This window comes from Corynebacterium sp. HMSC05D08, assembly GCF_001807215.1.
In the GTDB taxonomy this organism is placed as follows: Bacteria; Actinomycetota; Actinomycetes; order Mycobacteriales; family Mycobacteriaceae; genus Corynebacterium; species Corynebacterium striatum.
This window is the reverse complement of sequence record NZ_KV788330.1, coordinates 1-24,646: the sequence shown is the minus strand read 5'-3', so window position 1 is coordinate 24,646 and position 24,646 is coordinate 1. Positions and strand designations below refer to the sequence as shown.

Genomic DNA, 24,646 nt, shown 5'->3' with positions numbered 1-24,646 from the left:
GCCTGTTTAGTACATGGTCGGTGCGACACCGCTGGCTTCATCAATATCGGTGTCGGCCCAGCGCTTAAGCGTCCACTGGCCAAAGGGTTTGCCGCCTGGCTCCATGAGGGTAAATCTGCCGTTGGGCATGTATCCGGTGTACGCAAAGTCGGCGTCGATGCCGGTGGCATGGCGGCTTACCACGCGGATGGCCGCGCCATGGCTGACAATCACGGCGTCGTCATCGTCACCGAGTTCCGCCGCGATCTCCTCAACCACCGGCTGGTAGCGGGCCAGGACGTCGGAATAGGTCTCGCCACCCTCCATACAGGCGGCGGCGTCGCCGTCAATCCAGCCGCGCAACGCCACCATGTAAGAACGGTGCGCTTCTTCGCTGCCGTCCATCTCAAAGTCGCCTGCGAAGATCTCGTGCAGCCCAGCCTTGACCTCAACCGGGACGCGGAACTGGTCGGTAGCCTCCGCAAATGAAGCAGCTGCCAGCATCGCAGTCTGCTGCGCACGGAGTGCCACGGAGCAGTAGAAGCGCACGTTGCGGCCTGCGGTCAGCTCCGCGAGCTCGCGGCCTACCTCAGTGGCTTGGTCACGGCCGCGCTCAGTAAGCTCGGCTCCTGGAGGGCGGGTATCGATGAGACGCTCTACGTTGGAGAACGTCTGGCCATGGCGCACAAGAAAGATTCTTCCGGACATGGCACCTACATTATTTGCCCTGACGCGCCTGCGCTACCCATTCATCCGCGGCCACCAAGCGATCGAGATCACGCGGCTGTTCACCAATTTCCGCAACAGACGGCCACGAGCCCACAAACATGAGTTCCTCTGCGCGTAGCCACACCGCGCGCAGCGCCTCTGCTACCGGCTGGTCCTCAATGTGCCCAATGAGGTCCACATGGAAGCGGTAGGTACCGAAGGTCTTGCGGGTGGGGCGCGACTCGATGCGGGAAAGATCCACGCCACGGTGAGCAAATTCCTCCAACGCACCGACCAACGAACCAGGTTCATTAGGCAGCGTAAAAATCACCGAGGTCTTGTCGTGCCCCGTGCGCGCAGTCGGCTTGCCAGCAGGCCCAACCAGCACAAACCGGGTGGTAGCGTCTGCGACGTCTGCGACGCCGTCGGCAAGCGTGTCCAAGCCAAAGAGCTCAGCCGCACGCGCGGGCGCGGCCGCTGCGTCAATCTCCCCCTGCGCCACCGCCTGGGCAGCGGCACCGTTGGAGCTAGCCGGCACGAACTTCACGCCTGGCAGGTTCTCCTTCAGCCAACCACGCACCTGCTGATAAGCCACGGGGTGGGTGGCGAATGTCGCGACGTCGCCAAGCTGCATTCCTGGACGCACCATGATGCTAAACACCACTGGGAGGTCCACCTCGCGGTAGACCTGCACGCGCTCGCCTTCCACGAGGGCGTCGAAAGCCGCAGTCACAGCGCCATCGACAGAGTTCTCAATCGCCACACAAGCAAAGTCAGCAACACCTGCGCGCACCGCGGCCAGGGCTTCCGAAGGCGAGCTCACTGGCAAGGGTTCCACCTGTTCAAAGTGCACGCTCAACTGCTGCATAGCGGCTTCGGTAAAGGTCCCCGCAGGGCCCAAGAAAGCAATCTTCGTGCTGGCTTTTGTGGTGGTGCTCATAGGAGAAACCTTAGCCCACTAGACTGTGCTGCCATGGAGTTCACCCTGGAAAAGCTGCGCGAGTCTGTGTCTTCTCTTTCCGCAGAAGAGCATGGTTTCACCCACCTCGACTTGGACCGCCGCCCGCAGACGCAGGGAAGGCTGAGCGGTTGGATTCTCTCGGCCAAGGATTTGAACGACGTCGTGGGAATGCCCACCACGCTGGGGCATAAGGCGCGCACGTATTTTCCCGACGTCACGGACCCGTTCATCGCGGACTTGGAGGCGCAGGGCGCGCTTTTCATCGGCAAGTCGGCAGCCCCCGAGTTGGGTTTGCGCGTGGACACGGAGCCGGTAGGCCTGCCGCATCCAGACAATCCGTTGTATCCGGGACACACGCCAGGTGGTTCTTCTGGTGGCGCAGCAGTGCAGGTAGCGCGCGGTCTGCTCCGGGCCGCGCACGCTTCTGACGGCGGCGGATCCATCCGCGTTCCTGCAGCCGCGTGCGGTGTGGTCGGCTTCAAGCCCGCGGGGGAGGATCTCTCGGTGCAGGGTTTCATCACGCGCACGCTTGCCGACGCCGCTTTTCTCCACGGCCTCACTCCCCGCACGCCGCGGGCCCGCATTGGCGTGCTGACGCAGCCGCTCTTTGCTGACGTGGAAATTGCACCGCACATGCTCCACGCAGTTAAAGAGGCAACGACCGCGCTTGAAGCGCAAGGCTTTGAGACGGTGGCTATCTCGCCATATCCGCAAGCAGCTGAGACCTTCGAGACCTTCCAACGCCTGTTCATGTGGCGCTTGGCCACCCTTCCTGATGCTGCCGGCTACACCGATTGGGTCAGGCAACGGGGCAAATTGATCAGCAAGGAAAAGCACACGGCCGCGCGCCTACATGCCACAGCACTGCCTGAGCTTCTGGCGCAGTACTGGCAGGTAGACGCGGTTTTAAGCCCGATGCTGGCTTACGACCCTCCCCGGCGCGGCACCTTCTTGTCGCTGGATCATCAGGAGAACTTCGACGAGCAGACACGCTGGTCACCGTGGGGCTCGTTGTTTAATGTGGCCAAGCTTCCGGCGGTATCGATTCCTTGGCCGGTACACGATCACCCACCGGTCGGCGTCCAGTTGGGAAGCATCACGCTTGACGACGCCGAGCTTCTCGGCCTAGCGAAGGCTCTCCACCGATGACTAAGGATATGAACACAGCAAAGACGCTTAAGACGCTAAAAGCGCTCCGGAGCGAAATCCTGATAGTCCTCGTCATCACCTTTGGCATTTCCGGTGTTCGTTCTGCACTACGCTTGACCGATGCTCTGCTCAATCCGGCTCCGCTCAACGAGCAGTCGGTGACGATTAACGCGAGCCAATCCACTCTGCCGCTCATCGATATCGGGCTCCAGTTGTGCTCTGCTGCAGTGCTCTTTGCCTGGGGTGCGTTGGCTTTGTACTTGTTGCACGTGCACATGCCGCCGCGCAATATGCTCGGCGGAAGCGGTGCTCAGCCGACCACTCGGGTTCGTGCCTGGGGCAGGGATTGGCTGCAAGGCGCTGGTCTAGCAGCGCTAATTGGACTCCCGGGTTTGGCGTTGTACTACACCGCGCTGCATTTTGGCTGGACCAAGGAGGTAGTGCCCACCTCCTTCGACAATGCCTGGGTGGAGATGCCCGTGCTGCTTGTGAAGTCTGCGGCCAATGCCTTTGCGGAAGAGGTCGTGGTGGTCTACTGGTTCATGACGCGCCTGCGTCAATCGGGATGGGGCCTGCCAGCAACTCTCGCAGCTTCCTCGATCCTGCGCGGTTCTTATCACCTCTACCAGGGCGTATCCGCTGGATTCGGCAACATTGTGATGGGCTTGGTCTACGGCTACTTCTTCCATAAGACCGGAAAAGTTTGGCCGCTTGTCATTGCGCATTTCCTCATCGACGCGGTGGCGTTCGTGGGATACGCTTTCCTCTTCTAAGACCCACATCACTACCCCGAGGTCTGTGAACCATTCCGCGGCGCCACCCGTCTCCTTGTTTATGAGGAGGAGGGCGGTGTGTGCCTTGTGGGGCGAATGTGAATTCGTTGTAAGGTTGAGCGCATGACTGAATCTGGACGAGACCCGCATCGCGAGGCGCGCCGCGCAGGCGATAGTCCTGTCCCCGCCCCTGGAGCAGATTCGAATTCCAGCTCGCCCGCCGACTATGTCCTCGGCGCCGACGGCAAACCCATCAGGGACCGCTACGGCCGCCCGGTGCGGCGTCGCCGAGCGCAGCAGCGCCCACCTCGTGCAGGTTCCTCCAGCGCCTCTGCCGTCGCTTCTTCCCCTTCCGCGTCGCGTGCTACGCCGCGGGCTAACTCGCTCCCAGCACAGCGCGCAGAGGAAACTCGCTTCGACGTCGGCGCCTACATGGAGCGCAACCAGCGCCCTGCTCAGAACACCGGATATCGGAGCACCCCGGCCGCTCCCGCCCCACGCCGCCCCACTCCCGAGGTGCCGCGCAGCTATCGTGCGCCCGAACCGGCGCCGAAGCAACGCCCACACCGACGCCGTAAAAAGGCCAACCCCATCAAGCAATCCCTGGGATGCTTTGGCTGGGCCGTAGCTATCCTACTCGTTTTCACCCTCGTGTTTACCCTGTGGACGGACTCGCGCCTGACCCGCATCGAGGCCAAGCCGGCCGAGCAGGTGGCCAAAACCGCCGGAACCAACTGGCTCCTGGTGGGCTCCGATTCCCGTCAAGGCCTCACCGAAGAAGAACAAGCAGAGCTCGGAACCGGTGGTGACGTAGGCGTGGGCCGTACTGACACCATCATGCTGCTGCACATCCCTTCCTCCGGCAAGGCGAAGCTCATCTCGATCCCGCGCGATAGCTACGTTGAGGTCCCTGGCTTTGGCATGGACAAGATCAATGCCGCCTTTACCTACGGCGGACCGCAGCTACTCGTCGAAACCGTGGAGCAATCCACTGGCCTGCGCATCAACCACTATGCGGAAATCGGTATGGGCGGACTTGCCAACGTGGTCGACTCCGTCGGCGGCGTGGACATCTGCGTCAAGGAGCCCATCGACGACCCACTAGCGGGCATCAACCTGCAGGCTGGATGCCAGGAGCTACGCGGACGTGATGCGCTGGGTTACGTGCGTACTCGTGCCACAGCAATGGGCGACCTTGACCGCGTGCAGCGTCAGCGCGAATTCTTCGCGGCGCTGCTCGACAAGATCACCTCACCGGGCACGCTCATTAACCCGTTCCGCACAATATCCCTGGTCAACCACACCGCAACCTCCTTCGTCGTGGGTGAAAAGGATCACGTGTGGCACCTCGCTCGCGTGGCCCTAGCCATGGCCAGCGGCGTGGAAACTGAGACCGTGCCAATTGGCGGATTCCAAGACACCACCGTGGGCAACGTGGTGTTGTGGGATGACGAGGCAACGCAGCAGCTGTGGGACTCGATGAAGTAAGCTGCGCAACAAAATAAAAGGGGAGAGAAGCCATCTTGGTTTCTCTCCCCTTTGCCGTGTAGCACTAAGGCTCAGGCTAAGTATCTAGAGCTGCCTCTAGCGCAGGGTCACCTGGCGGGACTTGATGTTCTCCAGCTGCTTGCGCTCGTCAGCGGTGAGGTTAGCGTCATTCTTGAGCTCCTCGGCCAGCGCCTTGTCCACGCGGGCAAGTTCAACTTCGTAAGAGTCGTGGGCCACCTCAGGCTTGAGGTCGAAGACCGGCGCGATGAGGCCGTGGGTACGGAAGACACCAGCGAACTTGGTACCCTCGCCCAGGTTCAACTCGCCGCGTGCAGCGACGCGGGCCAGGGCGTTGAGGAAAGCGTTCTCATCATCGTTAGGGCGGACCCAACGGATGTGTGCCTTGCCGCCGCCAGCGTTAGCCCAGAATGCGATGCCCTCAATGTCATTGCCCACCTGGTGGGACTCAATGACGGAATCGTTGGCCATCTGCATGGACTGCGCCACCTGCGGGGTGATCTGCGCGCCCTCAGGCATCCACCAAGCGAAGTCCTGGTAGACGTTGATATCCAGCTCAGCGGATTCCTCAAGCAACTCGCTCAAGGCCGGCTCGGTGCCGTCCGCAGCGGTGGACTCCAGAGTGGAGCCAGGCTTGTTGTTCTTTACCCAGTTAAGCGCATAAGCGAGGTCGCGCCCAGGGTTGTGGGTATGGGACTGGACCTGCAGGCCCACGAATGCCTCGCCACCAAACTCCTCATCACGGATGAGGGCCGCGGATGCACCTGGGAGCACGGTCGAGACGTAAACGTCCTTGTCGAAGCCCTTCAGGGAAAGCTTTGCCGTTGCGGAAGGAACGAATTCCTGCATTGCAACGAGGGACGCCTCAGCGGCGAAACCGCCGAAGGGGCGGGGATCCTTTTCAAGGGCAGCGCGCTCAGCGGCGCGAGCAGCGAGCTTTGCCTGACGGCGGGACATGCCCTCAGGCAGCTGTTCGTTGTTCTTTTTCTTCTTGGCCATGCCCACCAATTTACCTGCTGCCTACAGTTCTATGGCGTGTAGGGCTACTTCTGGTTGATTCGTGGCGAGGATATCGATGCCGTTCGACCACGCCCACTTCATATCGTCGGACCTATCCACGGTCCACAGATAAGTGGGCAGGTCGAACGCCCCAATGTCAGCGGGACGCATTTTTGCACGCAACAGTGACATTCCCAGCCCCGTCGGACGAGACAGAAGGACATCTGGGAAGTGGCGTTCCCAGTCACGCCGCAAGTAGAAACGGTCCACCTGAGGGGCAAGGGACTGCATCCGGCGGATTGCCTTATGGGAGAAGGAAATCATGTGGATGCGGGGGTCGTCGAGAAGCCCGGCGTAACGCAAGCGCAGCACCAGCTGTTCTTCAAGGACATCGCCCTGGCCGGAAGGATGCTTGGTTTCGATGTAGAGATGGTGCGGATTATCGCCCAGCATCTCTAGCAGTTCATCGAGCAGCAGCATGTTCTGCCCATCGCCGATGTCGACGTGGCGCAGCTCGTCCCAGTCCATCTGTGCGATGCGGCCGGGCCTACCTGCGGTGCGATCCAAGGTGGGGTCATGGTTGACCACCACCTTGCCGTCCCGAGACAGGCGGATATCGCACTCGAGGCCGTGAATCGGCAGCTCGAGCGCCTTAGCAAATGCGAGAGGGGATAGCTCCGGATATTTACCGGAGTATCCCCTGTGCGCGACGATTTTCACTATCCGAAAATCTCAGTCTTGATCTTGTTGAGCGTTTCATAGGAAGCGCGGAAGCGCTCCTTTTCGTGTTCATCGAGCGCCAGCTCAACGACCTTGTTGATACCGGAGCGGTCGATCACCGCTGGGGTGCCGATGTAGGCATCCTCAACGCCATACTCGCCCTGCAGGTACGCAGAAACCGGAAGCACAACTGCCTGGTTCTGGATGACTGCACGGGTGATGCGTGCCAGGCCCATGCCGATGCCATAAGAGGTGGAACCCTTGGCGTCGATGATGGTGTAGGCAGCGTCGCGAGTCTCTTCGAAGATCTTCTCGATGCGCTCGTTGTAGCCCGGGTCCTTCTCGGAGCGGTGGGACAAGGACACACCGCCGATGTTGGCCGAAGAGACAACCGGGAGCTCGGAGTCGCCGTGCTCGCCGATGATGTAAGCGTGTACGGAAGTCGGGGCGATGTCATCCATCTCAGAGAGCATGTAGCGGTAACGAGCGGAGTCCAGGATGGTGCCGGAGCCGATGACGCGCTCGTGCGGCAGACCGGAGGCCTTCCACACTGCGTAGGTGAGCAGGTCCACTGGGTTGGAGGCCACGAGGAAGATGCCGTCGAAGCCGTTCTTCATGACGTCACCAACGATGGAGTTCATGATGTTGACGTTCTTGTCCACGAGCTGCAAGCGGGTCTCGCCCGGCTTCTGTGCAGCGCCAGCACAGATGACGACCATGGAGGCGTCAGCGCAGTCTTCGTAGGTGCCCTTGGTGACACGGGTGCGGGATGGCGCCCAGACAACACCGTGGTTGAGGTCCATTACGTTACCGGCGAGCTTCTTCTCGTCGATATCGATGATTGCAAGATGATCGACGGTGCCTTGGTTTACCAATGCGAATGCGTAGGCAATTCCAACGTCGCCTGCGCCGATGAGTACAACTTTGTTTCCAACATGATTTCCCATGGCCCCCATTGTGCCCTCTATTTCCGATTTGTGCCCGTTGTGCGCCCGATCTCACATAGTCGGCAGTCTGATCTCACACACAAATTGTCCGATCGGACATACTCTGCAGGGTGCTTTCCGAGCTGGTTGAATGGTGCCCATGCGCCAACTCGCCCGCAAATTCGTCCGCGCCGCAGCGATTCGCACCTTGTCATCTGCGGTTTTTGGGCTGGAAGTGCTCAGCGATCTTACACCTGGTGTACGCATGACCGGCAGGAGACGTTTGCCACAGAACATGGCGCCCGGCATCTTTGCCGCCGAGATTGCCACCTGGGCGGCGGTCTCGCCCTCGCTCCTTCCGCGCCCGTGGTGGGTCACGGCCGCCAACGTCGCCATCGGCCAAGGCGTAGGCCACCTGGCCGCGACCACGGCCGCGTTCATCACCAAGCGTGGACTACACGCCATTGGCAAACGCCCCCAGGATCGCGTTGGCCCTACCCTGCGCAGCCGTACGCACCTTGCCCTGGGCGCCATCACCCTGGCCGTAGGCGTGCGTTCGCTTCGCAACCAGAGCGCACAGGCAAAGCTGGTCAATAAGTACAACGAGCGCGGCCCTGAATCCGCCTTTCTCGGCATTGCCCTCGGAACAGTTGGTTACGGCACGCTGCTCATCGTCGGGGAAGCCGCACAGATCACTGTCACTCAGCTCTCCCGCGGGGTCCAGCGATGGCTCCCCCGGTGGGTGGCTTGGCCGCTGGCCGGTGCCGCGGTCAGCTACGCCGCTGCTTTCCTCAGCAATCGCATGCTCTGGCGCCGCTTCATCCACGACGCCTCCCTCAAAGCACTGCAGCTCAACAAGCTGGTTTATCCCGGCTCGGTCATGCCGTGGGAGCCGGAGCGAAGTGGCAGCCCATGGTCCCTTGAGCCGTGGACTGCAGTCGGCTCCCAAGGCCGCGCCTTCCTGGACCGCGGCCCGCGTGCGCACGACATTAAAGAGGTGATGATCTGCAACCGCGCTCACGAGCCCATCCGCATCTTCGTCGGCTTAGTCCAAGGGCGCGGCCCCATCAGCGCCGCTCAGCAGGCATTGGCTGAGTTAGAACGCACCGGCGCTTTTCGCCGGGAGACCATCGTCATCCAGTTGCCCGCTGGCTCCGGCTGGATCAACAACTATTCGGTTTCAGCATACGAGTTCTTAACCCATGGCAACTGCGCCACGGTCACCCTGCAGTACTCCTATCTACCTTCGGTGTTTTGTTACGTCGTTGACCGCCAGGCGCCAGTCGACGCCGCGCGGGAGCTCATCAACGCTGTGCAGTCACGGCTTTCGACGCTGCCCGAAGACGATCGCCCGAAGCTGTATTTCGCCGGCGAATCCCTGGGCTGCTACGGCATCGTGGAAAATTACCGTGACCTAGACGATCTTCTGCAGTCTTGCGACGGCGCGGTATTCACCGGCCCTCCTCGCATGACTACGTTTACGCGGCGGCTGGCCCGCGGGCGTGATCGCGGTTCCTTGGAACGCCTGCCACTTATCGACGCCGGCAAGCACGTGCGTTTTGCCTCCACCCCAGCGCACATGGAACACGATGCCTTCGGCAGCGAATACGAGCGCTGGCACCGTCCCCGCGTGGTCTTTGGCCAGCACGCATCCGATGCCATCGTGTGGTGGGATCGCCACCTTATCTTCATGCGCCCAGACTGGATTCATGAACCGGCACCGAACACGCTGTATGCCGATACATTCAAACGCCTGCCGTGGGCACCTTTCATCACTTTTTGGCAGGTAGCCCTCGATCAGCTCAACTCCCTCAATGTGCCGGGCGGCCACGGCCACAACTACTTTGAGGAAACATTCTGGTACTGGGATTCCGTCCTCGGTTCACAAGCACGCACCCAGCTCACGCCAGAGCTGGCGGAGAGGATGCGCGTGTTCGTGGAACGCGATCAGCTCAACAAGCCCTCAGATTTCCGCACCCAAGTAAGGAAGCGGTTCTAGCCGCACTTGACGCCAGTAGAGTGGTGCGGGCAGTAGCCGTTGGGGTTCTTGTGCAGGTATTGCTGGTGCTCGTCCTCGGCGAGGTAGTAGGCACCGGAGTCCGTCTCTGAGAGGAGCTTGACCTCAGTGGTGGTGTCACCGAAGCCGGCGTCGGCAAGCTTGCCTGCGTAGGAATCCACGATCTCCTGGATCTCCGCACGCTCTTCCTCAGTCTCTGGGTAGAACGCGGAACGGTACTGCGTGCCCACGTCATTGCCCTGCCGAAAACCTTGTGTGGGATCGTGGGCTTCCAAGGCCTTGACCACCAAGTCATGTAGGCTAACCTGCGCGGGATCATAGGTAATCTGCACGGTCTCAGCGTGGTTAGTCAGGCCGCGGCAGACCTCGTAGTACGTAGGGTTCGGGGTGGTGCCACCGGCATAGCCAACGGACGTGGACTCCACACCGGGGGTTTCCCAGAACATTTTCTCCGCGCCCCAGAAACAGCCGATAGCGATCAGGAGGGACTTCTGTCCCTCTTTCCACGGGCCAGTGATCGGAGTGCCGAGCACCGCGTGCGGGCGTGGATCCAGGATCGGCTCCGCACGGCCGGGAAGGGCATCTTCCCTGTTCACAATCTTTGGTTCCGGCTTAAACAACCACGACATGACATCTCCTTGCTCGTTGTCTTGGGGTATTTGGGCGGCAACTTCGCCCACGGGGCAGGCGTTCGCACACCGCCCCATGACGGCCCATATAGGTTTTAACGCGCCCCGAGCGTAATTCGTTCCGGATAAATTGTGGCGGAATTCTTTCAGCGCTCCTATCATTGGGCACCGTACCCAAAGAAAGGAATTAACAATGGCTGTCTACGAACTCCCAGAACTCGACTACGCATACGACGCTCTCGAGCCACACATCTCCGCAGAGATCATGGAGCTGCACCACACCAAGCACCACGCAAACTATGTTGCTGGCGCAAACGCAGCTCTCGAGGCTATCGACGCTGAGATTAAGGGCGAGGGCAATGCAGACCGCCTCCGCGCTCTGTACAAGAACCTTGCTTTCAACCTGGGTGGCCACACCAACCACTCCATCTTCTGGAAGAACCTTGGCCCTAACGGTGGCGGCGAGCCAACCGGCGAGCTGGCTGAGGCTATCAACCGTGACTTCGGTTCCTTCGAGGCTTTCCAGAAGGCCTTCAACGCTGCGGCTCTTGGCCTGCAGGGCTCCGGCTGGGCTGTCCTGGGCTACGACCACATCGCTGGCCGCCTCCTCGTTGAGCAGCTGACCGATCAGCAGGGCAACACCTCCATCAACTTCACCCCGCTGCTCATGCTCGATATGTGGGAGCACGCTTTCTACCTGCAGTACAAGAACGTTAAGGCTGACTACGTCAAGGCTGTCTGGAACGTCTTCAACTGGGATGACGTTGCAGAGCGCTTCACTGCAGCTTCCAAGTAAGCCGCATACGCGTTAGCTTGCATTGGTTAAGACCGCCTCCGGGCGGTCTTTTTCTTGCCCCAGTCAGACGGCTTAAGGGCCAAATGTCCCTTAAGCCGTCAGACTGAGCGCGCCACGATGAAGTCGCGGAACTGCTCCACGGGCGGGGCGTCATCGCCGGGGCGCCACACGAGGCCGAGTTCGCGGAAGGCAGGTGGCTCCAACGGGATGAGGTTGCGGGCTTGGAGATAAGGGTCGTCGAGGGGAAGCAGTGCGGTGCCGAGTCCGGCGTCGACAAGCCCGGCCACAGTGGTCAGCTCCATCGATTCGAACACCAGCCGCGGGGAGAATCCCGCTTTGGTAGCGAGGGCATCGAGAAGCATGCGCGTGCCATAGCCAGGCAACATGCCGATGAATGGCTCATCGCGGAAATCAGCGATGTCCACGCTTTGCCGCCCCGCTGCCCAATGCCCCTCAGGCACGGCGAGACCGAGACGCTGCAGCTCAATCTGGTGCCAGCCGATTTCCGTCACGCTCGATGAGGGTGCCGATTCGCCTGACTGCGCCACCCCTGCCGGACGCGGGCCCACAAGGGCGAGGTCCGACTCGCCGGCAAGCACGCGCTCGACGAGCTCACGCGCGGCTCCTTGGTGTAGCCGTATATCGACGTGCGGGTGCTGGGCGCGATAGGCCTTGACCAGGTCAGGGACCATCCAAGTGCCCAACGAATGCATGAAGTCAAGGCGCACGGTTCCCCGCTCAGGATCCATAAGGCGTGCCACCGCATCGCGCGCGGCGGTCTGCGCGCTGAGCATAGTCCGCGCATATTGAACAAAAGCCACCCCGCGGGAGTTGAGGACCAGCCGCCGCCCTGTGCGGGAGAACAAGCTCGCCCCGAGCTGCTGCTCAATTCGCTGCACACGCCGAGTCAACGCCGATTGGGAGATCCCCAGGTCATCAGCTGCAGCACCCACCAAGCCTTGCTCGGCCACGGCGACTACTCCGCGCACATCCTCGAGATTCATCGCTTGGATTCTTCCTGTAGTTTCTTCCTGCCGAGCAAAATCATGCTCGCTATGCCATGCGTATCACGCCATGCGCATCTGACCATGCATGTTATGCATGGAAATATATGGTTTCACACATTTTACACATGCTTTGGAAGCGAGCATCCTAGATGCATGACCAGAACCCGGCGCGCCACACTCGCGATGCTCTTCGTGGGCCTCGCAATCTTCTCCTGTTTGTACACCACACAGGCCATGCTGCCGACCTTGGTCGACCAGATGGGTCTAAGCTCCACGCAAGCCGCGCTGACGATTTCTGCAGCGACCGGTTCGCTGGCTGTATGCGTGGTCCCCGCCTCGATCCTGTCGGAGCGCTTCGGCCGCGGGCGTCTGCTTATCATCTCCGCCATCGCAGCGACGGTGCTCGGGCTCGTGGTGCCACTAGCCCCGAATGCCGCCACGCTCATCGCGTTGCGCGGCCTCCAAGGTGCAGTGATGGCTGGCGCACCTGCCACGGCAATGGCCTGGCTCTCGGAAGAACTCGACGCCAAGGATCTTGCCCGCGCGATGGGTCTCTATATTGCCGGCACCTCCATTGGGGGCCTTAGCGGGCGTCTTATCCCCACGGGAATTTTGGAATTTAGTTCTTGGCGCTGGGCGCTACTCGGTTCTGCCTGCGTCTCCCTGCTCTTCGCGGCGATCTGCATCATCCTGCTTCCTGCGCAGCGCAACTTCACGCCGAAGTCCATCCGCTTGGGCAATGAACTGCGCGCCATCTTCGCCCATTGGCATAATCGCCAGCTCGCGCCCCTGTTCCTAGTCGCATTTTTGGCGATGGGCACCTTCGTGTCCATGTATAACTTCTTGGGATTTAGGCTCATTGAGCATTTCGGTCTCGCCCCGGCGTTGGCGGGTTCGGTGTTCCTCTTCTACCTCACCGGCACGTGGTCCTCAGCACGCGCGGGCAAGTTGGTGCAGCAGATTGGTCATGGCAAGACGTTGTTCGCCTCGTCGCTACTTTTCACGGTGGGCATCGCGCTATGCGCTGGCCCGCTGCCGGTGGTGTTGGTAGGAATCGTGGCACTGACGGTGGGATTCTTCGCAGCGCACTCCACGGCTTCAGGTTGGGTGGGCCACCTTGCCACGCACGACCGCGCTGAGGCTTCAAGCATGTACGTGTTTTGTTATTACTTCGGCTCTTCCGTGGTGGGCGCGGTGGCAGGGCTGCTTTTCGACGCCCTCCCCTGGGCCGGCTTCGTCGTAGTCTATACGGGGCTCGCGGTGGCACTTACTGTGCTGACTTTGACCTTGAGAAAAAACGAATAAACTCGTGTTTTATGGATAAGTGGTCAGCACGCACGTGGCATCGACGGGCTTCTCGTCCCGTGACTATATGGATGATGGTCTTCATCATCGTGGGTGCGCTCCATACTTTCACCCCTAACGCCCGATGGGTGCTCATTCACCTGTTTACGCTGGGCATCCTGACCAATTCCATCGTGGTGTGGTCGCAACACCTGACTGAGAAGTTCGTCCAAGCACGCCTTCCTGATTCCGCCCGGCCGCGCCAGCTCTACCGCATCTATATGCTCAATGCGGGCATTGTCTTGGTCCTCATCGGCCAGCTCCTCCACAAGGCTTGGGAGCAGCACTGGATTCTGACGCAGGTGGGCGCCACGATTGTTGCCGCAATGGTGGCCTGGCATGGAGTTTCCCTCTTTGGGCAATGGCGTGAGGCAAAGGACAAGCGCTTCCGTCCGGTGATTGCGGCCTATGTAGCCTCGGCATTCTTCTTGGCGGTGGGCGCTACTCTGGGCGCGTTACTTTCGGTTTATCCGGCACATCCACGCCTACTCATCGCGCACGTCACCGCCAACGTTGGCGGTTTCGTTGGGCTGGCAGCCGCAGGTTCGCTGACCATCTTGTTCCCCTCCATCTGGCGCACCAAGGGCGTCAACAAGCGGATGCGCTCGAGCTTCACGCTGCTGGCGGTGGGCGTTGTGGTCACCCTGTTGGGCACGATTGTGAACCACCCTGAAGCCGGACTCATCGTCTATTGCCTGGGCTGGATACTTAGCCTCGAGGGCTGGGTAGGCAATGTCCTCACTGTGGCCAAAGATCCGCGCGGGCGCATCAACTACCCGTCTGTCTCCATACTGGCTGCCGCCTTTTGGTTGGTGGGCGCGCTGACCTATTATACGGTGCAGCACTTCTTTAGTTCTGAGCCGGCTATCCCAACGCTAGCTTTGGTGATTGGCTTCGCCGCGCAGTTGTTGTTCGGTGTGATGAGCTACCTGCTGCCCACCACGATGGGCGGCGGACCCGCTGCTACCCGCGCTGGCCTGCGTGAGCTTAACCGCGCGGGCTTGCTGCGCGCGACTTTCATCAATGGCGGCGTGGCCATCTGGATGGGTACCTCCAGCTCGTGGGCCATGATTCTGGCAGCGCTGCTGTGTCTCGGCTCGCTCGCGGTCTACCCCATCTTCATCGTCCGGGCCGTGAAGGCGCAAAAAGCCGTTCTACAGAAAAAGGCCGAGGGTCCAGCCCCAGAGACCACTGTCCCCTGGGAGCAGGTCGCACTTGGCCTCGTCATCTTGGCCCCGCTTCTGCTCCTCTAAAAGCCCGTACCAGTCTCGGGCTCGTAGTCAGAGTCGTATTCACTGTCGTCGGTGGGCCAGACAGGGCTCACCGTCAAGGTAAAAGGTCTAAGGCCTAGGGGACGGAAATAGCTCCAAGATTGGGCACGCCTGGCGCGCCGGCGCTCATGAACTCGCGGATTGCGCGGGTGGCTTGTACATCGCCTGCGTTGTAGTCAAGGATCTGCTGGCGAACTTTAAGATCACCGGCCAAAGCTTCGCGCCTTGCGTTGACGGATTCCTCGCCGTCGAAGTCCTCCGGCCACTCAAATCCGGCCAGCGGCGCCACCGTCTTCAGCCCCAGGCCATAAGGGCCCGCGAAATTACGCTTGACATGCACAAACATATCGACCCACTCGCCCGAAGAGATGAATTCCTCCACCTCCGCCAGGGCAGGTCTGCCAAAGCGCTTCGCTGACATCCGCATCCAGTGGTTCTCCCCGTGCGCCGAGTAGCAATACGCAGCAAAGGTCTTACCCGCAGCGTGTGCTTCCGCGCGCAGGCCCATGAGCCAGGACCAGAATTCCTCAAAGTTTGCCGCCTCAGCTCTGCCACCGAGCGGCTCCCACGTCACGAATGCGCGATACTCGCCCTGGTACCAAGCACCCCAGAGATAGGCGCCTTGGTCGAGATAGGCCTCCATGTCCACGTCTACTTCCACGTCGGCACGGGGCACTTCGATGCCCACGCTTGGCGACGCCGCCGCGCGCCGCAGCAGCGGCTGCCCTTCCCGCCAGGCCTGGGCCAACTGAGAGGGTTCGCCAAGGTGAGCATCGATAAGCGCCTGCACTGTCTCAATGCCGCGCTCCCGGTATGGGTTCGCACGATCGCCCGGCAAGAACAACGAGATATCATCGCGCTCTACCAACTCAGGCTCGCAAAGCTGCCAGAAACGGCACGTCGCACATTCTTTTACCCGACGCGGCCCCGTCGGCAGAGGCTGCGCTAGCGCACCCTCAACGTTGTAACGGGACGTGTCAGTAAAAAAGGCTTGGGAGCGATCCTGCCCTATCGCGCCGCCCCGGCCAGAGTTCAAGCCCAACTCCTCCAGCGCCAGCGCCGCAAATGCCAGCCGGTAACCATCCACGGCATGGTGGCGAATCCTATACGGCATCTCAAGCGGCTCGCTCAAACCGATGCGATGAGTCGGCACCGCCAGAGTGCGTGCCCTCTCATTGCGCCGAGCGACGCGGTGATTCGACACGATAACTGGTGTGTACTTTTCGCCCTCTTGCAGGAGAAGATCTACCTCCACCTTCCATTCATCGGTGGCAAAGACGGCATTAGTGATGTGCGTGTAGCCATAAGCCAGCGCCTCCAGCGTGGCCATGGAGCGTTCCCACTCATCCCCTTCAATATCGATGCGTCGGAAACGCCCGGGTGCCTTAACCGGCAAATTCGCCAAGGCTGCGTCGACAGCCGCAGCATGCCGCTCGGCCCTAGCCAGCGAAGCATGCGTGCGCGGAATCTCCGGGTGGGCACGCCGCTGCACGAGCCTATAACGACACCCCACGAGGTCCGCAGCACCAAGCACATCCTTCACAACGGGTGAGCTTAATAGAACAGCAAGGTAAAGTTGAACCCAGACAAAAAGCAAAGGATGAAAATGAGCATTATTAAGAAGATTAAGAAGGCCCGCCGCGAAGCACGCGCGGAGCTCAAAGCAGCTAAAACCCGCGTAAAGGCGGAAGTTAAGGAAGCCTCCAAGGCACAGAAGCGCCAGCAGAAGCTGCTGGCAAAGCAAGAGAAGGCACTCATCAAGTCCGAGGAAAAGGGGTTAAAGAAGCGCCGCAAGCATGAAAAGAAGATGGCACAGCTGGAGCTGGATAAGCTCAAGAATGGCCGTCTAAACAAGAACAATGTCAAGCGCTACGCAGGCGCATTGCGAACCGCTGCGCCGCTGCTCCTGCCGCTCATTTACCGCGGCGTCGTAGCCGCTCAAGGCCAGCTGGAGGCCAACCGTGCCAAAAAGGCAGGCCTGACTACTGACCAGCTCGCTTCCTTCTCCGGCCATGGAGCTTCCCTGAAGGCACGCACCACAGGTATCCGTAACTCCCTTAAGGAATCCAACCTTCCGGCTGGCTTTAAGCGCGACATCAAGGAGCGCCTGACCGAGGTGGAAGCCTCCATCGATAACGCTGAGTTCATGACCGATCAGCAGCGCCGCCGTGTTCACAAGACCATCGAGGGCGAGATCGATAACATCACTGCTGAAATCCAGAAGCGTTTACAGGACTAAGTTCCGACAAAAGCCCCTTCTAAAGAACGCCTTGTTCGCGGGCTGCTGCTACAGCAGAAGTACGGGAGCGCACCCCCAGCTTGTCGTAAATATGTACCAGGTGCGACTTCACCGTGGCTTCCGAAAGCATAAGGTCCTGTCCAATCTCGCGATTTGACGCGCCCGCGGCCACGAGCTTGAGTACCTCTAGCTCGCGTGGAGTCAACGAGGTACGAGGGGTGCGCACACGCGTCATGAGACGGTCCGCCACAATCGGCGAAAGCGCAGAGTCACCATCCGCGGCCGAGTGCACGGCAGCCAGCAGCTCGTGCGGCGGCGCATCCTTCAGCAGGTATCCCACAGCGCCTGCTTCGATGGCGCCGAGGATATCTGCATCCGTGTCATAGTTTGTTACCACCAGGACCTTTGGTGGAGTGCTCATCGAGGAGCGAATGGCCGCGGTTGCCTCAGCGCCACCCATCACGCGCGTGCCCTCGATTCCTGCGCCAAAACGAAGATCCATCAAGATCACGTCGATACCGCCGGCCTGCGCCGCGGAAACCGCAGCCTCCGCCGTTGCTACCTCGCCGACAACCTCAATGTCCTCTGCGCCTTCGAGCACAGATCGCAGCCCGAGGCGAACGATCTCGTGGTCATCTGCCAGCAAGACCCTAATCACGTGCTCTTCCTCCTAAAGTGGTTGAGAAAATCATCCAAAAGTTTAATTTACAGGGTTATTTAAGGGCATACTAACTGACACCGCGGTACCTGACCCCGGGGTGGACTCAATGATCACTTCGCCGCCGAGCTCCTCCGCGCGTCGGCGCATCGCCGAGAGCCCAATGTGCCCCAACCCCGCCGGTTTGTTCTGTACTGCCGTTACGTCAAAACCGTGCCCGTTATCGACTACGTCCACGCGCACTTCACCCGGCGCGTAAGTTACGGTAATGCGCGCACGTGTTGCCTCCGAATGTTTGACCACGTTGCCCACCGCTCCCTGCGCGATGCGCAAGAGGGCAGCCTCGACCTTCATCGGCAATTTGAGCACGTCGCCCTCAGAGTCGACTTCAACGTCAAGCCCGCTCGTGGCAGCGAAGTTCTCCGCCATGCGCGTGAGCGCCCCTTCCAGGGAGGCCTCAGCAAGCGCTGGCGGCTGGAGTGCTGCAATCATGGCGCGCGCTTCATGCAGGTTATCTGCTGCGGTGCGGCGTGCAAGTTCGATACGCTCTTTGGCGCGCGGCACGTCTTCTGTGTCGAGATCTCGATCCGCTGCGTGCAGCAGCATTTGGATGGAGGACAGGCCTTGGGCGAGAGTATCGTGGATTTCGTGCGCAATGCGCTGGCGTTCAGCAATCATTCCGCTCTCCCTTTCTGACTCTGCCAGCTGAGAGCGGGTCTCAATCAGCTCACGGTTCATCAGGGACAAGGCACGAAACGCATAATAGATCGCCACGGTCACCAGTGCAGAGACCGCTGGGCCCATAACGCCACCGAAGGTCAGACCCCCAGGAATCTGCACCGTAACGGAAATGATCGTCGCGATAACTACGCAGACCACACCCGCATACAAGTCGAGCACGTAAAGGTAGAGGAAGAAAAGGGCGAAGACCAAGTAGATAGCTGCCGGAGCTACGAACATGTCCGCCAGCCACACCACCGTCAGAATGACGAGCCACAGGTACCGCGCCCCACGCGGCCACTGCTCCACGTAGACGGAACCCGCGAAGTAAACCACTGCAAAAGCGGTCAACAACAACAGGTTGATGACTGCCTGCCACAGCGGCAAACGCACGGTGGTAAAAATCGCAACGATAAGCAACGTTGCAGTAAGAATATGGATGCCGTTGCGCAAGGCCTCCGTATCTGGCGAGCGCTGATCTATTGTGGACATCATGCGAAAAAGCCTACTGTCCTCCCTCATGGTCGTCACGCTCGCCCTATCTGCCTGCGATTCCCAAGGCTTATCTTCCCCCGAACTTTCGGCAGCGCCTGACGACGCCTCCCCCACCGCCGCGGCACTACCCAACGACGGTTTGCCCATCGACGCCACCGCAGAGGCCAGCGCCGATCAGGATTGCCCTTACCTGGACTCCCAGTGGGTTGCCGATACCAACGGCCAGAGAATGACCCGAGTGGCCGTCGATCAGCGCTTTAAGACGCCCGCTTGCATCTTCTGGTCCTACCCAGAGGAACCACAGGCCACAGTCATCGTCCGCGAAATGCCCTCGGTAGAAGAAGCTCGTGCGGTGGTTGACTGGGCAGCGCCCGTTGACTCCACAGAGCCTGCAGAATTCGATGGCTGGTCCGGCGGACGTGGTGTCTTCGAGGATTCCTACTCGGTCTTCGCGGTACAAAAGGACAACAAGGCCGTGCTCGTCTGGTCCAACCAGGCGCAGACCTTGAAGGCGGAGCTTATTACCAAGGAAACGATTAAGAACTTGGCACTCTAAACCCTCAGGGGTTGAAGCGACGTTAGACTGCGACGTCGTTATACGGCATCATCACCGAGACCCACGGGAAAACAACTTCCATAAGAAGGAAGAACACTCCAACCGCAATCACAATCGCGAGTATTACCCTGACCACTGTGGGGCCTGGCAAAAGATTCCAAAGTGCGCGATACATTTAATTCTCCTCCAGAACGGCCGGGGTCTGTCCCTTTACCTTCGGCTCGTGCCCGACTTCCATCGCGTGGACGATCATGCGTTCTGCATTCGAAAACTGCGGGTGGCAAGTGGTTAGGGTGAGCAAGGCCTCTGATGCCTGCTCCACTGGCGTATCCATCCCTGGGATGGGGTTAATTACGGCACCATCATTGGGCAGCGTTATGTGGCGGCCATTGATGCCCTGGTATTCGGGCTTAGCCTGCTGTTCCGGGGTAAAACAATCGGCCTGCGCGCCATCGATTGGCATGACGCGATAGGTAATCCATTCTGTTTGGGTCTCAATCACAATGGCGTCGCAGGTCTCAAGATTGCCCAAATCGTTGAAAGGCGCGCCTTTACCCACGCGGTGACCTGCCACACCAAAATTTCCTAACTCGCCTGGCATCTGGGTGTCGGCATAATGTCCAGGTCCGCGTAAGAGGTCTTCATCTTCCGTGCCTTCCAGGATGGCAAAATGGAAATCGGACCCGAAGGTCGGAATATACATACGCGCAAAAGCCTCGCCAAGCTCGGGCTTTAGTTGACCGCGAGGGTTGTGCCACTGAGTATCGAGCTTCTCATTGGCTTTGTCCTGCAACTTCCCGGACTCTAGATTGGTCCAATAGGCCTCATAGAAGGAAAAAAGCAGCAAGATCAAGCCAGCAGTCAGCATCAGCTCACCGATGACAGTGCTCACTCTGGTCTTAGTCATGGAATTACCTTAACCGCTGTACAGTAATAGTGCCCTATCCATGGATCGCAAAGGACAATCATGCTCGAAGTTTTCATGTACCCCGTTTCCGGCATCTTGAAACTATGGCACCTGCTCTTTGCCTCTTTTCTTGATGAATCTATGGCATGGCTCGTGGCGATCGTATTCCTCGTTCTTACTGTTCGCAGCTTCATCGCACCACTGAACTGGCTGTCCGTTCGCTCAGGTCGCATAAGTGCTTTGATGCGCCCCGAAGCCAATGCAATTAAAGCTAGGCTTGACGCCGCAACCACGGTAGAGGAGGCTGTCGCAGCCTTACAGGATCAAAAAGAACTACACGAGCGCTATAAGTACAACCCGCTCGTGGGCTGTCTACCTGTTTTCATCATTGTGCCCTTCTTCCTCGGCCTCTACCAAGTTGTGCTGCGTACCTCGCGCATCGGGCAAGTGGACCACGTCGGCCTGCTCACACCTGGCGATGTCACGTCATTTCGCGCTGCGCTACTCAACGGCGTGCCGATTACGGACTTTGCCCGTGACCACCGTGATCTCGTAGTTCCCATCCTGGTACTGGCCATCGGCTTCACCATTCTTAACATGATCATCACCCAATACCGCAGCTTCCTCACCTTGCAGTTCGATGAGAAAGTGCCACGACGCATGTTCTGGTTCATGTTCTCGATGATCATTTTGATGCCATGGATACTGTGGAGCGCAGCAATGAGCGGACCAATCCCTGTCGCCATCATCTTCTATTGGGCTTGGACCTATCTCTACACACTGGTCCAAACTTTGGTCTACGAATACATCATGTACCGCCGTTACCCGCTTACCGACGCCGTGACACAGCTGCGGCGTGATAGCTTCCGCGCCTGGCGCAACAAGGACACCAAAAAGAATAATAATCCCGAGGGACTCAGCAAGGAAGACCTACGTGCAAAGCGCAAGCACCACGCCCAGATCCTGGGCGAGGCGCGCAAGCAAATTAGATTGAATAGTCAGCAGGCGGCGCAGAAAGAAGCTGAATAGCGAGTTCTCGCGCCGTCTTAAGAGGCGATAGTTCGCGGGTAAGCCTAGCACCCGCCATGCCGCCATCTAGGAAAATAAGCAGCTGGCTAGCCTGTGTTGCCGAGGGATAGCCATTCTTCGCAGTCAGAAGTGCCGTCATAGTGGAGTGCATCCAATTGCGGTGCTCCATACAGGCTGCGACGATTCCCCGTTCAGCATCGGTTTCGGGGCGCGGGTATTCGCCCGCTGCGTTGAGGAAGTGCGAGCCGCGGAATTCCATATCGGGCTGTTCTTCGATTGCCTTATCAAAGAACGCAAGCACCTTCTGGTGCGGATCCGTAAGCCCCTCAGTGCGCGCTTCCCAGTCAGCTCGGTACTTCTCATCGAGGGACTCTACGTACGCAATGACGAGGGCGTCTTTTGAGCCGAAGAGGGAGTAAAGGGATGCTTTGGCCACGTCAGCTTCGCGGAGAATGCGGTCGATGCCGATGACACGAATGCCCTCAGTGGTAAAGAGATTGGTCGCGGACTCGAGGAGTCGGCTGCGCGGGCTCGGACGATTCCTGCGCGACTTCTTTTCTGGCATATCCTCTCCTAAAACGACGAAACCGGTTCATCTACACAATATAGACAAACCGGTATGTTTGCGAATTAGATTCGGATCTACTTCGCCGACTTCTTGGTAACGAGACCAACAATCCACAGAAGCAAACAAGCACCCAAGGTGGCGACGACGATCATCATGATCCAGCCATTCGGGGAGCTCGAACCGAAGAAGGACATAATGCCTGCGCCCAAGAGGCCGCCAAGTACACCGACGATAAGGTTAGTCAGCAGGCCGTGATCGCGTTTCATGATCTTCTCAGCCAACCAGCCAGCGATAATACCGACGATAATCGAACCAAAGAATCCTAGACCCATACCCATAGCAATTCTCTCCTTTTAGTATTAGTTGTTTCAGCTACAAGTACCATGGTTCCAGCATTTTTGGGAAAAAGAAAGGAGCGATCTGTCTTTCCGCAGGTCGCTCCTAAAATCGTGTCTCAATCGTTAGTAGATTGCCAGCCAATTCGGCTGGTTGCCAGCTATTAAGCAGAGTCTGGGCGCACAACCATCATTGGGCAAGGCGCCGACTGCAGCAGTGCACGGGAGGTAGATCCGAGCAGCATGCCCTTGAAGCCACCACGTCCGTGGGAACCAACGACGAGCAGCTGGGCGCCATCGGAGGCGTCGGTAAGCGCACGCACCGGACGGTCGCGGGCGATGAGCTTCTTTACCTGAACGTTCGGGTACTCCTCCTGGAAGGAAGCGATGCGCTCGGTCAGCAGCTCCGCCTGTTCCTTCTCGACTTCTGCCCACTCAGCCTGGGCTGCGGACAGTCCGGCGAGGGAAGCCTGAACCTGCATGTCCATCCAGGTGTGAACCGCAATCAGCTCTGCGCCACGAGCGTCAGCTTCCTTGAAAGCGTACGCGGTGGCCTTCTGGGAAACCTCAGAACCGTCGACACCGACAACAACCGGACCGTACTTGTTCAGCTCGGTGACGTTGTTGTTCTCACGGACAACAACAACCGGGCAGGCAGCGTGGGAAACCACGGAAGCGGAAACAGAACCCATCACCATGCCGGAGAGGCCACCCATGCCGCGGGAACCCATGACAATCATGGTGACGTCCTGGGACATCTCCAGGAGCATATCAATCGGGGAACCCTCTGCGACGGTGTGTCCGATCTTCAGCTCTGGAGCAACCTCGTGCGCAATCGCGCGACCCTCTTCAATCTTCTCGAGGGTTTCAGCCTGCAGATCCTCAAAGAGCTCCTTTGGGGGAACCATGCCTTCTGCATAGAGGAACTGTGGCATCGTGTAGCTGGAGGCAATGCGGAGAGGAATACCACGCTTGAGGGCAGTGTTAGCTGCCCAACGAACAGCGTTCTTGGAGGCTTCCGAACCATCTACGGCAACAACAACAATGTCTTCCTTGGCCATGTTCTTTCCTTTCAGGTGGTTATACCATCAAGTGTAGTACGTATTAACCAATCTCCGCAGTTGTTGCAGCGCCTGCGTTAGCTGGGAAAAGTACGCTGTAAATAAACTCCGCGACCTTGGCAATTACAGCGCCAATGCCGGTGGAGAAGAATTCAATTACCGGTGCAAGAAGAGAGTCAAAATCCATGGAGAACAGACTAGTACATATGCGCAAAGGCTTCAGCCCGTTGCCGATTAAAGATGGGTTGAACCCCACCCGTGCGCGTGTACCGGAAGGCTCTATTTCAGCCTGGGCTTTTCTCGAGCACCTCATTCAGACTCAACGCCACCGGCACCCAGACGACAACGCGGCGGCGCTCCAAGCACGCTTCGACGCAGGCGAAGTGGTCTTGCGCGATCAAACAGTGCTGAAACCAGAGACCCTGCTCACCAAGGACCAGGACGTCTTCTTCTATAGGATCCCTGCACCGGAGGAGCCGGTACCTTACGACATTCCGATCCTGTTTGAAGACAAGCATTTGCTGGTGGTGGACAAGCCACCTTTCATGGCCACGATGCCGCGTGCCAAGCACATCGTGCAGTCCGCGACGGTTCAGATGCGGCGCATCACGGGCATCGATGACCTGTCGCCCGCGCATCGGCTAGACCGGCTCACGTCAGGAATCCTCGTGTTTACAAAGACCAAAGAAATTCGTGGCGCCTACCAAACACTGTTTGCGGAACGACGAGTCCACAAGACTTACGAGGCTATCGCCCCGCTTTCCGACGTCCCCATCGGCGCCATGTGGGAGTCACGCATTGAGAAAACCCCGGGTGAGATCCAGGGCAGGCTGGTAGCGGGCGAACCAAATGCTTTCACTGAGGTTGCCGGCGTTAACCCCGTGGATAACGAACCCTACGAAGCTATTCACGGTCCGCAGCCGCCTTTGGCTAAGTACACGCTCAAGCCGAAGACCGGAAAGACGCACCAGCTTCGCCTACATATGTGGGAGGCCGGTGTGCCGATCCTTGGCGACCCCGTCTACCCGGTTACCTTCCCCGCCGACGCCGAAGACATGCGCGTACCAATGCATCTCACCGCGACACGCATCGAGTTCATCGATCCTCTGACTGGAAAACCAAGGGAATTCGTTTCGAATTTACCTTTAGTAGCCCATCATTTCCTCCACCCATAAATGTTGTAATTCGTACGTCGATCCCAGCGACAAAATAAGCAGAGGAAATGATGCAAACCGAACACGGCTATTGATACGCCCAAACTGTCAGATGCGGGTTTTGGGTACCGGTGTTCCG

At 59.3% G+C, this 24,646-nt stretch carries 26 protein-coding genes; 11 read left to right on the top strand and 15 right to left on the bottom strand.

The window, feature by feature from the left end; translation table 11 throughout:
- Window positions 1-6: 6 nt before the first annotated feature.
- Window positions 7-687: a histidine phosphatase family protein gene (locus HMPREF3148_RS06460; RefSeq protein ID WP_070508909.1), complete on the bottom strand. Its 681-nt coding sequence runs from the start codon at window positions 685-687 to the stop codon at window positions 7-9.
- A 10-nt stretch (window positions 688-697) separates the two neighbouring features.
- Window positions 698-1,627: a prephenate dehydratase gene (gene pheA, locus HMPREF3148_RS06455; RefSeq protein ID WP_049160071.1), complete on the bottom strand. Its 930-nt coding sequence runs from the start codon at window positions 1,625-1,627 to the stop codon at window positions 698-700.
- 33 nt (window positions 1,628-1,660) lie between these two features.
- Here pheA and HMPREF3148_RS06450 point away from each other — a divergent pair, with 33 nt between their 5' ends.
- From HMPREF3148_RS06450 to HMPREF3148_RS06440, 3 genes are all read left to right on the top strand, one after another.
- Entirely contained in the window at window positions 1,661-2,797 is a 1,137-nt protein-coding gene (locus tag HMPREF3148_RS06450; protein WP_049160074.1) for an amidase, read from the top strand.
- Window positions 2,794-3,570, top strand: a complete 777-nt coding sequence (locus HMPREF3148_RS06445; protein ID WP_188093125.1) for a CPBP family intramembrane glutamic endopeptidase — start codon at window positions 2,794-2,796, stop codon at window positions 3,568-3,570. The genes HMPREF3148_RS06450 and HMPREF3148_RS06445 overlap by 4 nt, the downstream gene beginning before the upstream one ends.
- A gap of 123 nt (window positions 3,571-3,693) precedes the next feature.
- Window positions 3,694-5,058: an LCP family protein gene (locus HMPREF3148_RS06440; RefSeq protein WP_080972103.1), complete on the top strand. Its 1,365-nt coding sequence runs from the start codon at window positions 3,694-3,696 to the stop codon at window positions 5,056-5,058.
- Between the two features lie 96 nt (window positions 5,059-5,154).
- Here the strand turns inward: HMPREF3148_RS06440 and HMPREF3148_RS06435 are convergent, their stop codons facing one another.
- From HMPREF3148_RS06435 to HMPREF3148_RS06425, 3 genes are read right to left on the bottom strand one after another with little or no spacing between them, the layout of a single operon-like run.
- On the bottom strand, window positions 5,155-6,075 hold the full coding sequence (locus tag HMPREF3148_RS06435) for a DUF5926 family protein (protein ID WP_049064287.1): 921 nt from the start codon (window positions 6,073-6,075) through the stop codon (window positions 5,155-5,157).
- Between the two features lie 21 nt (window positions 6,076-6,096).
- Window positions 6,097-6,795 carry a glycerophosphodiester phosphodiesterase family protein gene (locus HMPREF3148_RS06430; RefSeq protein WP_049064289.1) on the bottom strand — a complete coding sequence of 233 codons (699 nt, stop codon included), beginning with the start codon at window positions 6,793-6,795 and terminating at the stop codon, window positions 6,097-6,099.
- A complete protein-coding gene (locus HMPREF3148_RS06425; RefSeq protein WP_049064316.1) occupies window positions 6,795-7,742 on the bottom strand; it encodes an L-lactate dehydrogenase in 948 nt (315 codons plus the stop codon). Before HMPREF3148_RS06425 ends, HMPREF3148_RS06430 begins: the two co-directional genes overlap by 1 nt.
- A gap of 130 nt (window positions 7,743-7,872) precedes the next feature.
- Here HMPREF3148_RS06425 and HMPREF3148_RS06420 point away from each other — a divergent pair, with 130 nt between their 5' ends.
- Entirely contained in the window at window positions 7,873-9,720 is a 1,848-nt protein-coding gene (locus HMPREF3148_RS06420) for an alpha/beta-hydrolase family protein (RefSeq protein WP_049064291.1), read from the top strand.
- Here the strand turns inward: HMPREF3148_RS06420 and msrA are convergent.
- Complete coding sequence (gene msrA, locus HMPREF3148_RS06415; RefSeq protein ID WP_034657037.1) at window positions 9,717-10,367, bottom strand: peptide-methionine (S)-S-oxide reductase MsrA; 651 nt, start codon at window positions 10,365-10,367, stop codon at window positions 9,717-9,719. The two genes, HMPREF3148_RS06420 and msrA, sit on opposite strands and share 4 nt — an antisense overlap.
- A gap of 193 nt (window positions 10,368-10,560) precedes the next feature.
- On the opposite strand from msrA, the gene HMPREF3148_RS06410 reads away from it, so the two are divergent.
- Window positions 10,561-11,163 (top strand): superoxide dismutase, encoded by a 603-nt coding sequence (locus tag HMPREF3148_RS06410; RefSeq protein ID WP_049064292.1) that lies wholly within the window; start codon window positions 10,561-10,563, stop codon window positions 11,161-11,163.
- Window positions 11,164-11,261: 98 nt separating this feature from the next.
- On the opposite strand, the gene HMPREF3148_RS06405 is transcribed toward HMPREF3148_RS06410, so the two are convergent.
- The gene (locus HMPREF3148_RS06405) at window positions 11,262-12,167 is read right to left on the bottom strand and encodes a LysR family transcriptional regulator (RefSeq protein WP_049064294.1); all 906 of its coding nucleotides are present in this window, start codon (window positions 12,165-12,167) and stop codon (window positions 11,262-11,264) included.
- A 156-nt stretch (window positions 12,168-12,323) separates the two neighbouring features.
- Between HMPREF3148_RS06405 and HMPREF3148_RS06400 the strand changes: the two genes are divergently transcribed.
- Both HMPREF3148_RS06400 and HMPREF3148_RS06395 read left to right on the top strand, forming a co-directional pair.
- Window positions 12,324-13,475 carry an MFS transporter gene (locus HMPREF3148_RS06400; protein WP_049146766.1) on the top strand — a complete coding sequence of 384 codons (1,152 nt, stop codon included), beginning with the start codon at window positions 12,324-12,326 and terminating at the stop codon, window positions 13,473-13,475.
- 11 nt (window positions 13,476-13,486) lie between these two features.
- Window positions 13,487-14,767, top strand: a complete 1,281-nt coding sequence (locus HMPREF3148_RS06395) for a copper oxidase (RefSeq protein ID WP_236081450.1) — start codon at window positions 13,487-13,489, stop codon at window positions 14,765-14,767.
- A 94-nt stretch (window positions 14,768-14,861) separates the two neighbouring features.
- On the opposite strand, the gene HMPREF3148_RS06390 is transcribed toward HMPREF3148_RS06395, so the two are convergent.
- Window positions 14,862-16,328: a TM0106 family RecB-like putative nuclease gene (locus HMPREF3148_RS06390; RefSeq protein WP_193394759.1), complete on the bottom strand. Its 1,467-nt coding sequence runs from the start codon at window positions 16,326-16,328 to the stop codon at window positions 14,862-14,864.
- A 63-nt stretch (window positions 16,329-16,391) separates the two neighbouring features.
- On the opposite strand from HMPREF3148_RS06390, the gene HMPREF3148_RS06385 reads away from it, so the two are divergent.
- Window positions 16,392-17,024 (top strand): DUF6474 family protein, encoded by a 633-nt coding sequence (locus tag HMPREF3148_RS06385; RefSeq protein WP_034657035.1) that lies wholly within the window; start codon window positions 16,392-16,394, stop codon window positions 17,022-17,024.
- Between the two features lie 19 nt (window positions 17,025-17,043).
- Here HMPREF3148_RS06385 and HMPREF3148_RS06380 read toward each other — a convergent pair whose 3' ends face one another.
- Window positions 17,044-17,682: a LuxR C-terminal-related transcriptional regulator gene (locus HMPREF3148_RS06380; protein WP_005529414.1), complete on the bottom strand. Its 639-nt coding sequence runs from the start codon at window positions 17,680-17,682 to the stop codon at window positions 17,044-17,046.
- A gap of 42 nt (window positions 17,683-17,724) precedes the next feature.
- Window positions 17,725-18,897, bottom strand: a complete 1,173-nt coding sequence (locus HMPREF3148_RS06375) for a sensor histidine kinase (protein ID WP_049160077.1) — start codon at window positions 18,895-18,897, stop codon at window positions 17,725-17,727.
- On the opposite strand from HMPREF3148_RS06375, the gene HMPREF3148_RS06370 reads away from it, so the two are divergent.
- The gene (locus tag HMPREF3148_RS06370) at window positions 18,896-19,453 is read left to right on the top strand and encodes a DUF2020 domain-containing protein (RefSeq protein WP_049160080.1); all 558 of its coding nucleotides are present in this window, start codon (window positions 18,896-18,898) and stop codon (window positions 19,451-19,453) included. The two genes, HMPREF3148_RS06375 and HMPREF3148_RS06370, sit on opposite strands and share 2 nt — an antisense overlap.
- Before the next feature lie 175 nt (window positions 19,454-19,628).
- Here HMPREF3148_RS06370 and HMPREF3148_RS06365 read toward each other — a convergent pair whose 3' ends face one another.
- Window positions 19,629-20,360: a class E sortase gene (locus tag HMPREF3148_RS06365; protein ID WP_049160083.1), complete on the bottom strand. Its 732-nt coding sequence runs from the start codon at window positions 20,358-20,360 to the stop codon at window positions 19,629-19,631.
- 60 nt (window positions 20,361-20,420) lie between these two features.
- Here HMPREF3148_RS06365 and yidC point away from each other — a divergent pair, with 60 nt between their 5' ends.
- Window positions 20,421-21,389 carry a membrane protein insertase YidC gene (yidC, locus tag HMPREF3148_RS06360; RefSeq protein ID WP_049160086.1) on the top strand — a complete coding sequence of 323 codons (969 nt, stop codon included), beginning with the start codon at window positions 20,421-20,423 and terminating at the stop codon, window positions 21,387-21,389.
- Here yidC and HMPREF3148_RS06355 read toward each other — a convergent pair.
- The 4 genes from HMPREF3148_RS06355 to HMPREF3148_RS13685 form a co-directional block, all read right to left on the bottom strand.
- Window positions 21,346-21,954, bottom strand: a complete 609-nt coding sequence (locus tag HMPREF3148_RS06355; protein ID WP_049064309.1) for a TetR/AcrR family transcriptional regulator — start codon at window positions 21,952-21,954, stop codon at window positions 21,346-21,348. The genes yidC and HMPREF3148_RS06355 overlap by 44 nt on opposite strands.
- Before the next feature lie 77 nt (window positions 21,955-22,031).
- A complete protein-coding gene (locus HMPREF3148_RS06350; RefSeq protein ID WP_005529400.1) occupies window positions 22,032-22,295 on the bottom strand; it encodes a GlsB/YeaQ/YmgE family stress response membrane protein in 264 nt (87 codons plus the stop codon).
- 161 nt (window positions 22,296-22,456) lie between these two features.
- A complete protein-coding gene (locus HMPREF3148_RS06345; protein ID WP_005529399.1) occupies window positions 22,457-23,353 on the bottom strand; it encodes a universal stress protein in 897 nt (298 codons plus the stop codon).
- 43 nt (window positions 23,354-23,396) lie between these two features.
- A complete protein-coding gene (locus HMPREF3148_RS13685) occupies window positions 23,397-23,540 on the bottom strand; it encodes a hypothetical protein (protein ID WP_005529397.1) in 144 nt (47 codons plus the stop codon).
- Between HMPREF3148_RS13685 and HMPREF3148_RS06340 the strand changes: the two genes are divergently transcribed.
- Window positions 23,488-24,528, top strand: coding sequence for a pseudouridine synthase (locus HMPREF3148_RS06340; RefSeq protein WP_172954287.1), 1,041 nt, complete (start codon window positions 23,488-23,490; stop codon window positions 24,526-24,528). The genes HMPREF3148_RS13685 and HMPREF3148_RS06340 overlap by 53 nt on opposite strands.
- Window positions 24,529-24,646: the final 118 nt, after the last annotated feature.